Source organism: Psychrobacter sp. I-STPA10 (genome assembly GCF_021012795.1).
GTDB lineage: Bacteria > Pseudomonadota > Gammaproteobacteria > Pseudomonadales > Moraxellaceae > Psychrobacter.
In genome coordinates this window covers 1-12,108 of record NZ_VFYU01000006.1, presented here as the reverse complement: position 1 = coordinate 12,108, position 12,108 = coordinate 1, and the positions used below count along the sequence as shown (strand labels likewise).

General features: G+C 39.1%; 9 protein-coding genes. 4 read left to right on the top strand and 5 right to left on the bottom strand.

Annotated elements, in window-relative coordinates; genetic code table 11:
• Positions 1-128: 128 nt before the first annotated feature.
• Positions 129-1,346, bottom strand: a complete 1,218-nt coding sequence (locus FHK89_RS03165; protein ID WP_230656689.1) for a phosphoglycerate kinase — start codon at positions 1,344-1,346, stop codon at positions 129-131.
• Between the two features lie 220 nt (positions 1,347-1,566).
• Here FHK89_RS03165 and FHK89_RS03160 point away from each other — a divergent pair, with 220 nt between their 5' ends.
• Positions 1,567-1,896, top strand: a complete 330-nt coding sequence (locus FHK89_RS03160; protein ID WP_230656687.1) for a TraR/DksA family transcriptional regulator — start codon at positions 1,567-1,569, stop codon at positions 1,894-1,896.
• Between the two features lie 227 nt (positions 1,897-2,123).
• On the opposite strand, the gene FHK89_RS03155 is transcribed toward FHK89_RS03160, so the two are convergent.
• Together FHK89_RS03155 and FHK89_RS03150 are read right to left on the bottom strand one after the other, a co-directional pair.
• On the bottom strand, positions 2,124-2,774 hold the full coding sequence (locus FHK89_RS03155; protein WP_230656685.1) for a thiamine phosphate synthase: 651 nt from the start codon (positions 2,772-2,774) through the stop codon (positions 2,124-2,126).
• A gap of 86 nt (positions 2,775-2,860) precedes the next feature.
• A complete protein-coding gene (locus FHK89_RS03150) occupies positions 2,861-3,943 on the bottom strand; it encodes a serine hydrolase (protein WP_230656725.1) in 1,083 nt (360 codons plus the stop codon).
• A gap of 452 nt (positions 3,944-4,395) precedes the next feature.
• Between FHK89_RS03150 and FHK89_RS03145 the strand changes: the two genes are divergently transcribed.
• The 3 genes from FHK89_RS03145 to FHK89_RS03135 all read left to right on the top strand — a co-directional run bounded on the left by FHK89_RS03145 (position 4,396) and on the right by FHK89_RS03135 (position 8,730).
• On the top strand, positions 4,396-5,031 hold the full coding sequence (locus tag FHK89_RS03145; protein WP_230656683.1) for a response regulator: 636 nt from the start codon (positions 4,396-4,398) through the stop codon (positions 5,029-5,031).
• Between the two features lie 24 nt (positions 5,032-5,055).
• Complete coding sequence (locus FHK89_RS03140; RefSeq protein ID WP_230656681.1) at positions 5,056-6,795, top strand: sensor histidine kinase; 1,740 nt, start codon at positions 5,056-5,058, stop codon at positions 6,793-6,795.
• Between the two features lie 189 nt (positions 6,796-6,984).
• A complete protein-coding gene (locus tag FHK89_RS03135) occupies positions 6,985-8,730 on the top strand; it encodes a sigma-54-dependent transcriptional regulator (RefSeq protein ID WP_230656679.1) in 1,746 nt (581 codons plus the stop codon).
• A gap of 133 nt (positions 8,731-8,863) precedes the next feature.
• Here FHK89_RS03135 and FHK89_RS03130 read toward each other — a convergent pair whose 3' ends face one another.
• Together FHK89_RS03130 and gpmI are read right to left on the bottom strand one after the other, a co-directional pair.
• Positions 8,864-10,297, bottom strand: coding sequence for a S41 family peptidase (locus tag FHK89_RS03130; RefSeq protein ID WP_230656677.1), 1,434 nt, complete (start codon positions 10,295-10,297; stop codon positions 8,864-8,866).
• An 80-nt stretch (positions 10,298-10,377) separates the two neighbouring features.
• On the bottom strand, positions 10,378-11,976 hold the full coding sequence (gene gpmI / locus FHK89_RS03125; RefSeq protein ID WP_230656675.1) for a 2,3-bisphosphoglycerate-independent phosphoglycerate mutase: 1,599 nt from the start codon (positions 11,974-11,976) through the stop codon (positions 10,378-10,380).
• Positions 11,977-12,108: the final 132 nt, after the last annotated feature.

Here is a 12,108-nt window from a genome sequence, read left to right as displayed (position 1 = left end):
TACAGTAAATCTGTGGTTAAAAATAACTCTCTTATTAACAATAATAATAATTTCCAATTTAAAATAATAAGCAGTATAGTATTATATACACAGCACTTCATTTAGAATATTATTTTGTATTTAAAATACTATGTGTTATTAGTATCAACTACTCGTAATAAAGCTGCTACAGCTGGCAAAGTTTTTCCCTCAACAAACTCTAAAAATGCACCACCACCTGTTGACATATAACTGACACCTTCAGCAACATTAAACTGGTGTATGGCAGCTAAGGTATCTCCTCCACCAGCAATACAAAAAGCAGGGCTGTGTTGTATGGCTTGCGCCAATGTTTTTGTACCACCAGCAAATCCATCCGCCTCAAACACTCCAACAGGTCCGTTCCAAAGTATGGTTTTGGCTGATTTAATTGCTTCTGCCAATACCTGAGCACTTGCAGGTGCAATATCCAAAATCATGTCGTTATCAGCAATAGCATCCACTGTTTTTACTGTGGCAGTCGCTTTATTTAAAGATTCAACAAAGTCATCAAAATTTATCTGTGCTTTATCAGCAACAACCACTTCTTTAGGCAGTAAAATTTGTGTTTGCGACATGATATTTTTTGCCACATCAATCAAATCTGGCTCATATAAAGATGCACCAACGCTATGACCTTGTGCTGCCAAAAATGTATTGGCAATGCCACCACCAACAATAATTTGATCACAAATTTTAGCCAAACTGGTCAATACATCAAGTTTGGTGGATACCTTTGAACCACCTACAATCGCAAGCATGGGTTTTTCTGGCGTCTCTAGTGCTTTACTTAGTGCATCAAGCTCTTGACTTAGTAGTGGGCCTGCACATGCCTGCTTATTTTGTTCAACAACCGCCTCTATCACGCCATGGGTGGATGCTTGCGCTCGATGCGCTGTACCAAAGGCATCCATGACAAACACATCACACAGATTGGCATATTTTTGAGATAGCGTTGCATCATCTGCTTTCTCACCTTTATTAAAACGGACGTTTTCTAATAAGACGACTTCACCAGCAGCAACATTCGCCCCCTGTTGTAGATAGTCGCGACTTAATTGAACTTGTTGACCCAATTTGTCTGACAGATAATCAGCAACAGGTTGCAAAGAGTATTCATCTGTATACTCTCCTTCTGTAGGACGACCAAGATGTGAGCAAACCAATACCCCCGCCCCCTTTTCTAAGGCCAACTTTATGGTGGGCAAACTTGCTTGCAAACGTGCATCGCTACCAACTTTGCCAGCACGTATGGGGACATTAAGATCCTCTCTAATTAATACGGTTTTTTCTGACAAATCCAAGTCGCTCATACGCAAAAAATTCATTTAATTCTCCTAAAGATAAAAATTGAGTGAGGTGAGTTAATTTATGCAAAATTCTACCATATATTGGTAGGAGTATCGCAATCACTTCTACTTATGTGTATGCAGACTGTTAAAGCTTTAACCATAATTACATTGCGTTCGCGGCTCGCTTTACGTTAGGCTATTAACAACACCACAGTTATTTTTTAGCAACATCTTTAATTTGACATAAGGAGCAGCCATGAGCATAGATATTAATGAGGCAAAATCTCAATTAGAAGCGTTAAAAAAAGAGTATGAAACACGTATTGATAAAATTGAGGATCATATTCAGCATCCTCAAGATTCACTCAATGAGCATTGGGATGACCAAGCAATTTCAATGCGTGAAAATGACATGCGTAAAAATCTGCTACTTGAAGCCCAGCAAGGTCTAAATTATGTCAATAATGCTTTAAGCCGTATTGAAAATGGTACTTATGGGGAATGTTCTGAGTGCGGTGAAGAGATAGAAGAGAAACGACTTGAAGCTTTGCCTTATGCAACGTTATGTATGGAACATGCAGAATAAAAATAATACTATTTCTATTACTTAACCTTCTGAGGAAGACAGGTGCAAGTAACAGTAGACTCAGCCAGTTTGGTAAAGAAAAGATAAGTTATTTTAGAAAATTGGTATAATATCTAATATATAAAAAGAGACTAACTGTCCATCAACGATAAATCGTCATATTATGGATAGTTAGCCTCTTTTTTTGTCATCATGTTAATTTAAAAACAATAACCTAAAAACAATGGCTATTGCCAACTTGATAAAGCATCCTGCCACTGCTGACAACGCTTGCTAGTTTGTTCTATAGGATATTGTAAAATATCACTAACAACCGCAACATATCGCAGCGAATAATGTTGTAATAAACAGATATTTTCAGCGGTTATTCCACCAATCACACACAGATCAATATCACACTTTATGGCATCTTGTAGAATACTGTGATTAATTACCTTTGCTGTTGGCTTAGTGCTGGAGGCAAAGATGGCACCTAATGCAGCATAGGTTGCACCCTGTACTTTTGCCTGCTCAACCAAAGCCACTGAACCATAACAAGATGCACCAATGATTGCCTGTGCACCTAGTAATTGCCGAGCTTTAGCTACCTGACCATCCTCTTTACCAAGATGCACCCCCACACCAAGCTCATGTGCCAATGTCATGTCATCGTTTATTATCACCGCAATACCATACTGGTTCGCTAGTTCTGTCAACTGTTTGGCTTCTTGATACAATGCTGCCCGCCCCTGCTGCAAAGTGGCTTTTCGTCGTACTTGCAGCAAATCAACCACACCTGAGGCAAACGCCACATTCAGTTTGTCATAAAGCAGCGTAAACGGCTCTTCATTGGTCAATAAATACAAACTTGGCGATGCTTTTTTTGCAGTCGTAAGCATATCACTAGCCCTATAAAGCGAAGGTACATTCGTATTTATGGCTAAATACTGGTGCCTATATTAACTTTTCTTATGGATGTGAATGATTAAATTGAACGCCGCAATGACAGTTTGTTTAAGATAGTCTCTGCATCATTCCAACGTGTTGCTGAGCTGTTAGCACCCAATAGTACGATGACCGCAGGACGATTATTAATTAATGTTTCCATTACCACACATTTGCCCGCTTCGTTAATATAACCAGTCTTTGAAATACCAATGGGATAAATACCATCTCGTACTAAATAATTGGTATTACTAGCAGGGTAACTACGACTGCCTGCGGCATAATTAGCAACAAAGAAGTCATATTTTCTGGTAGTTGAAAAACGGCGTATCACTTCATAATTGCCAGCCGCTTTTACCATTTTTACTAAATCACTTGGAGATGCCACATTACGCTTATCCAAACCGGTGGGATCACCAAAAAATGCTGAGGTCATACCCAATGACTGCGCTTTTCTATTCATCGCTGCCATAAACGCATCATAACCACCTGGATAATGTCGTGCTAACGACTTTGCCGCTGGATTTTCTGACTTCATTAACATCATCAAAATCAGCTCGGCTCGATTCATGCGATCACCTGATTTTAAACGAGAACTGGCACGTTTAGGTCCAACAAAATCAATGGGCTCTAATACAATCTCTTGGCTCATATTTTGCCCACTATCAAGTAATACCATGGCAGTCATTAACTTAGTAATAGAGGCGATAGGACGAGCGATATCAGCATTTTTTTCATAGATGGGCGTATTTGTAGTCAAATCCATCACCATTACCCCACGTGATCCTGTGGTAATGGCCAATTGATCATAGTAATTATTGTTATAATTATTATATTCTTGAGTATAAGCAGTATTTGCAGAGGTGCTATAGTTATTAGGCGCTGTACTACTATTATACCCATTATCTATTTTGCGCACCGTAGTGGTCGAGGTAATGCCATTATTATTGGTATACATAATGGTTTTCGCCTGCGTCAGGCTATCTGCTCCTCCCATCCCAATACGTGCTGTGCCATAAGAAGGCTGATTATTGATGGTTAATGCAGCAGACGCACTTGCTGACAAAATTGTGCCACAACAAATGCTGAGCAAGGTCTTGAAATGTCGGGGTGTGGTATCCATGTTAGTCATGAGAATTCCTCTAGTTATAGGATATGTAGTATTGATTTGTCTAATTAAAGCCCAATAAATGGGAAAACTAAGCGTAGACTTCCGCAGTATATTTAATATTACCACCTATTGTCGTCTAGGTTAAGATGCGAATTTATATATCGAGTTAATTCCAAAAGGTGATAAAATTTATATACAGTAGCTTAAAATTATAGCAATAAATATTTACATGTCAGTAAGTTAAGTTAGTAATTATGATTACAACTATAAACTATAATAGTTATCTAAGATAGTTATCTGCTAAATCAAGCAGTTGCCATTATAGTGTCACCACCAGAGCACAAGGTAAGCAAACGCAGAACCTACAAATAGTACAGCCAGCTTCGCTCACACTGTCGTAGATTTATAGTAGACAAACTATAAATTAAAATTCCCCTTTTCACCGCATAGCAAATGAGTAAACTATGATTCGAGTTTTAGTAGTCGACGACCATGACTTGGTCCGTATGGGTATTAGTCGCATGTTAGCTGACAGCACCGACATCGATGTCGTTGGAGAAGCTGAAAGTGGCGATACTGCCATTAAGATGGTTAAAAGCCTTGCACCTGATGTGGTACTACTTGATGTCAATATGCCCAATATTGGTGGTATTGAAGCCACCAAAAGATTGGTTCAACTAGAAACTGAGGTCAAAATTCTTGCTGTCAGCAGCCTATCTGCACAGCCTTATCCTTCTATGCTACTCAAAGCTGGTGTGCATGGTTATATCACCAAAGGCACACCGTTAGATGAGATGATACGTGCAATCAAAAAAGTTTATTCAGGAGGTCGTTATTTTAGTAATGATGTTGCAGAACAACTGGCAGAGGTATTATTATCAGAAAATACTGGCTCACCATTTGATCTACTAAGTGAACGAGAAAAGCAAGTTGCGATGATGGTGGTAAATTGTCAATCTGCGCAGCAAATTGCTGATCAGTTATTTGTCAGTGTCAAAACCATCAATACCTATCGTTATCGTATTTATGAAAAAGTAGGCGTCGATAGTGATGTCAAACTCACTCACCTTGCAATGCGACATGGTTTGATTCAGCCATAATCCATTTATCCAACGGTTATCAACATGCGCTTTTTTCCATTTTCAAAGTCTGTAGCAGATATTTTAAAAAATCTGTATGAAAAGTCTACGATTATGCCTGCTGCACAGCTATATAAACTTGGATTTATATATAGCAGTTATCGGGTAATTATTAGTATATTTTTATTTTTATCCAGCTATGTTATGGTATTTCAGCCTGATACTACTAACATAATATTACCCTCTCTATTACAGCAAATCATTTTATTATTTTATTGTATTTTTAGTCTCTTTTTACTGGGATTATTCTTTTTTGTTCCACATTTTTCAAGACAGCAATTAGGCTTAGGGTTAATTATCGATGTGATTATCCTAAGTCTATTACTATATATCAATGGCCCACCTGACCTACAAATTACCATGCTATATATGGTGGTGGTCGCAGCAAGCTTTATGCTCCTACCTACCTACCAAGGTGCAATTGTCACCCTTCTGGCTGTCATTTTTGTCATTTATCAGCAATTTTTTTATGCCATAACCAACTCACTGAGCTTAGCGAATGTGGGTGATGCTCTATTACTCTCTTTAAGTTTTTTGGGGGTGGGTTTTATTAGTTGGTCAATTGCTCAACGCCTGGCACAAGTTGAAAAAATTGCTGCCACTCATGCGCTAGAAGTTAAGAAATTAAATGCAGTCAACCAAGAAGTCATTAGTAAAATGACGGGCGGTGTGCTGGTGATTAATAAAAACCTTGACGTGGTGTTGTGTAATGAAGCTGCTGTCTATATGTTAAATATCCTACCCAATGATAATAATGGCAGTTTAAATATTCATGGACGTGAATTATATGAATTTGTTAGCAACAAAATTAAATCTCAATTAGTTAACCTATGTCAATGGTTTGAAACAGCTTCTAGACTTAGTAGAACCCAAACTATCTATAATATCAATAGCTCAACAAGTATGACCGACAAATTACGTCTCAGTACCATACCACTGCAAGATGGTAGTTTGCTGGTATTGATAGAGGATTTACGCCGAGAACAAACCAATGCACAGCAGCTAAAACTGGCTTCATTAGGACAATTAACTGCCAGTATTGCTCATGAAATCCGTAATCCACTTGCCACCATCTCACAAGCCAGCCAACTGTTACTAGAAGATGTTGAAACCATCAAGACAGGAACACAAAATTTAACCACTTTAGCTGATGCAGAAGCATTATTAGCAAAATATCAGGGCAACGGTGAGCTATATGAGATGATCTTTCAGCAAACTAAGCGGGTAAATCATATCATCCAAGATGTACTAAAACTCTCTAAGCAAACCAAACCTGATCAATCCTATTTACCAATCCAGCCTTGGCTAGAAAAATTTATTACAGATCATTATCAACATCAGCAAGTCAGCTTAAATATGAACTGTGATACACATATTTATTTTGACCCGCATCAACTCGAACAAGTATTGATCAATCTAATCAATAATGGTTTGCGTTTTAGTGCCAAAGCGCATGGGGTTGGTACCGTAGAAGTCATGGTCTATTGTATCAATAACGATGTTATAATAGATATTTTGGATGATGGTGCTGGCGTTACCGAGTCACAACTGCCTAACTTATTTCACCCATTTTTTACTACAGATAATGAGGGAACAGGGCTAGGATTATATCTATCGCAAGCCTTTACCGAAGCCAATCATGCACGACTTATTTATGTACCAGAACATGACAAAACCTGTTTTAGAATCATGCTGCCACATGTTGCACATGAAGCCAAATGTTAATGGCTGTTGAACAATATTTGAATAACATTTGCAAAAATAGTAGTAAACCTTACTCATGCAAACTGATAAGGTTAGGCAGGTTTTAGGGCATTTTTTTATAACCACTTATAATAAAAAGCTTATGCAAACTAACAGCTAAAATTTTACATACTAAATTTATTTTGAACTATTTGTAATAAGAGAAATCATATGACTGCTAAGGCTTTAGTAATTGATGATGAAGTCGATCTTTGCCGACTCATGCAACTGACATTGATGAAAATGGGGATTCAGTGTGATCTGGCTTATGATATTAATACAGCTTTTGAATATATTAACAATAATACCTATAATTTTTGTTTAACTGATCTACGTCTTCCGGATGGCTCAGGCTTGGATGTTGTCCGCCATATTGCTAAGACTCAACCCTCAACTCCTGTGGCTGTAATTACCGCTCATGGTAGTATGGATTTGGCAATTGAGGCATTAAAACTCGGCGCTTTTGACTTTGTTAATAAGCCATTGGAGTTACCAAGACTCAGACAACTTATAGAACACGCACTAAAAGTTGCAGAACAAATTGAAGACGACCCCAAACCCACACAAAAATCTGCGGTAGAAATCATTTTAGACAAACACCTTGTAGGTCAATCAACAGCCATACAACAACTCAAAGCAACGATTGTCAAACTGGCACGCTCACAAGCACCTGTCTTTTTATGGGGCGCATCAGGAACAGGAAAAGAGGTGGTTGCCAAACTCATCCATGAACTTAGCCCACGACGTGAAGGCAGTTTTGTTGCTGTAAACTGTGGGGCGATACCTGCTGAGCTGATGGAATCAGAGTTTTTTGGGCATAAGAAAGGCAGTTTTACGGGTGCAACCACGGATAAGATTGGGCTATTTCAGCAAGCCGATGGTGGCACATTATTCTTAGATGAGGTTGCTGACTTACCACTGGCGATGCAGGTAAAGCTGCTACGAGCCATCCAAGAAAAATCTGTACGTGCTATTGGAGATACCAAAGAATCACCAGTGGATATTCGCCTACTGTCTGCTACTCATAAAAATCTTAATCATCTGGTACAACAAGGACTATTTCGCCAAGATTTATTTTATCGCATCAATGTCATTGAACTAAAATTACCCACTTTAAATGAACGTGATGATGATATTGAGCTACTGGCTAACTATTTTTTAGAAAAGATATCAGAAGACTGGCAAATTGAAGAAACCTTAACCCTCAGTGAGTCTGCACTGACTGCCCTACGTCACCATCAATATGAAGGTAATGTGCGTGAACTAAGAAACCTATTAGAACGAGCCATCACCTTAGCAGAAAGTACCGTCATAGATGCTAAGCACTTGGGACTAGATAAACTGTCTCACACAGAGAATACACATCCAAAGATCACATCAACTTCGACAGACGATGTGACTAAAGACATACCTGAGCTTAATGCTAATAATAACAAACCTATCATTAATAATAATGCTGGAAATACACCTACCCAAGTGAGTAATAACAATAAGATAGTAGAGCCCAACACATCGGCATTTTCTTATTCAAATTTTTCTCAGGGTGCCTCACAAGTAACAGCCAACTTTACCAGCAACCCCATATCTTCAATTACGGAAGAAAATAACCCTACCAATACCACCCAACAACCCACCACATCATCATCGGATATCACTGATGATGAACAGCGCCTAGCCAAACATGCCACCAACAAAGAATCTAACCAACAATCAACTACATCACTCCCTGATGAGGGGTTAGAAGCCTATTTACAAACAAAAGAAAAACAAATGATCATGGTGGCATTGGAGAAAACACAAGGAAATAAGACCAAAGCGGCACAATTGTTAGGTACTTCGTTTCGCTCTTTGCGTTATCGGATGAAAAAACTGGGGATAGATAGCAGCAATTATGAAGGTGATAATGATGACGAATGATAAGTAATTATTTAGGACTTACGCATTTTTCTAGGGTCTGTTGAACATTCATCTTCATAGGAAAAATTGAGATACTGATTTTAATAAACAGTGACAATGACTAATTAAAATTAATTTAATAAATAATTTGATTTTAGTAATCACTCTGTACTGGTAGACTGCCTTCAGGGGCAGTAAACTGTATTCCTAACGTACGATCTTTAGATAATAATATGGTGATGGCTTGAGTCTTCCACAGTGATTTATCTTCTGATAGCTCAATATCTGGTACCACACCAATACCATCAATTTGCTCCCCTGTGGCAGTGAGATAATGCGCGACTGTCAGCTTAATGGCTTGATCATCATTGAGAGGTAATACAGACTGTACTGAGCCTTTACCATAGCTACGCTCACCCACAATTGTTGCACGATCATTACTTTTAAAGCTACTAGACAATACCTCAGCGGCTGAAGCTGAGTAACGATTTTGCAAAATCACCACTGGCAAGTCTTGTAAAAATGGTGTACCACGCGTCAGCAGTTGCGTCGCCTCACCCTCTCTACCTTTAATCTGCACCACAACCGTATCATCCATAAACAAACTGGCAACGTCGATAGCAGCGTCTAATACCCCACCTGGGTTATTACGAATATCCAACACCACCCCTGAAATTGGGGTCGTCAATTGATTGAGTGCCGCACTGATTTGCTGTGCGGTATTATTTTGAAATACAGGTAGGCGAATAATCGCAATACCATCCTGTACCTCAATGCTGACATGTTGTTTATCTGACAAATTACGTTGCAGAGTAACGATGTTTTTTACACGACCAGCTTGTGAAAAAGTCACCTCTACTTGTGAGCCAGCAATACCTGATAGCATCTGTTCTATATCTACAGGCTGCATATCAGCGGTGAGCTTAAAATCATTAATTTTATGTAGATAATCTCCCACTTTGATACCCGCATCAGCAGCAGGCGATTTTGCCTCGACACTGGTGACCACCCAATGCTCATCTTTGTTATTATAAGTCGCCTGAATACCCACATGTCCAATGCCACCATCCGTAAAAGCTCGCAAATTATCATAAGCTTCTGTATCTAAAAACTCAGCATGAATGTCTAATTTATGCAGCATACCACTAATGGCATCATCAAACAGTGTCTCATCATTGACAGGAGTGACATATTGACGACGTACTAAATCAATGGCTTGCACAAATGTTTTTAGGGTTTCTGGTGAGATAGCATTTAAAGGGACTTGGGTAATGGCATGTCCTGCAGTTGCATCGACTGCGCTTGGTCGTATGGTACTACTAATTGTATAACTGACATTTGAGAGTACATCATTCTCTGCCTCTTCTTCAATGACATCACCCACTTCATCTATATCGCCATAGCCATCATCAATATAATCAATGTCATCATAGCCATCATTAACTTCAATAGTGGCAGCCATTGTAGCAACATCTTTTGCTGCAAGCTCATCTGCACTTGCAGGATAATAAACACCCACCCACAAACTTAACGCAAAAATAATGCTTTTTAGTCGATGGCTACGACAGTAAAATACAGATGAAACCATAATATTGCCTAATAAATGGATAAAGACATATTAATTTTTATGTCAGACTTATAGTTCAAAACTTATCACTAGATGCGCAGCTAGACGGTAGGAATTAACAAATTACGCCCTGTCATCTCTTCAGGCTGCTCAAGCTGCATTAAAGATAAAATGGTTGGTGCAATATCACACAATCGTCCACCTTCACGCACCCGTACTTTATTCTCGCCAACATACATCAAGGGTACATATTCAGTGGTATGTTGAGTATGTACCTGTCCACTTTCATAGTCCTGCATTTGCTCACAGTTTCCATGATCAGCGGTGATTAGCATGTGACCTTTTGCTGCAATCACTGCATCAGCAATCGTACCAATTGCCGTATCTAATGCTTCGACTGCTTTAACAGCCGCATCAAAGACACCGGTATGCCCAACCATATCTGCATTGGCATAATTGACCACCAACAGATCATATTGACCAGATTCAATGGCTTGTTTGAGTTTTTCAGTCACCTCAGGAGCACTCATTTCAGGCTGCTTATCATAAGTATCAATATCAGGTGAAGAAATTAAAATCCGCTCTTCACCCTCATACTCAACCTCACGCCCACCACTAAAGAAAAAGGTAACATGAGCATATTTTTCTGTCTCTGCAATTCTTAGTTGCGTTTTACCTTTATTTTGTAAATACTCACCCAGTGTATTGTGTAATTGTGCTGGATAATAAGCGATACTGGTTTTAGAATTTTCTGCCAACTCATCAGAGTATTTGGTCAACATCACAAAAGCAGATAATAGTGGACGTTTGTGACGAGCAAACCCTGTAAACTCATGATCAGGTAAGATAAAAGCTTGGGCTAATTCACGGGCACGATCAGCACGAAAATTCATAAAAATAATGGCATCATTATCTTCGACTGTAAAAGGGGTCTCCCCATGTTCAATCACCGTCGTAGGACTGATAAACTCATCTGTCTCACGTGCTTTATAAGCCGCTTGTATCGCCCCATCTGCACGAGTTGCCATACGTTCTGCTTTACCTTCAGTCATTAACTCATACGCTTTTTGCACCCGATCCCAACGCTTATCACGATCCATGGCAAAATATCGTCCAATGATACTGGCGATTTGTACTTTGCCTTCATAATGGGTATTGAGCTCATTGAGAAAATCACGCAAACGCTGAATGTATTTATCAGCAGATTTTGGTGGGGTATCACGACCATCTAAAAAGCAATGGACATAAACATTTTTTGCCCCATGTACCACCGCTGAGTGGCACATCGCCTCGATGTGATCTTGATGTGCATGTACACCACCATCTGAAAGCAGACCCATGATATGTACATTACCACCAGCTTCATTGGCAGCTTGAACCGCTCCAACTAACGCTTCATTTTTATAAAAGTCACGACTTCTAATCTCTCGTGAAATACGGGTAGAGTCTTGAAATAAAATACGCCCTGCCCCCAGATTCATATGGCCCACTTCTGAGTTACCAAACTGTCCATCAGGTAAGCCCACATCTTCACCTGAAGCTGATATCAATCCATGCGGATACGTCTGATATATCCTATCTAGATTTGGAGTATTTGCAGCAGCAATGGCGTTATCTTGTTGTTCTTCACGATAACCAAAACCATCTAAAATCATAATAACATGAGGGGTTTTTTTATCGCTATCACTGGCAGTTACCATATATTGCTACTCCTATAACTAATGATGGAAAATCAGGGTGATGTTCTATATTGCTTTAATAATAATACCTCACTCTCAACTTATTTTACTAATTTGATATATGACCCCTCCCATACCCTCCCCTTGAAGTAA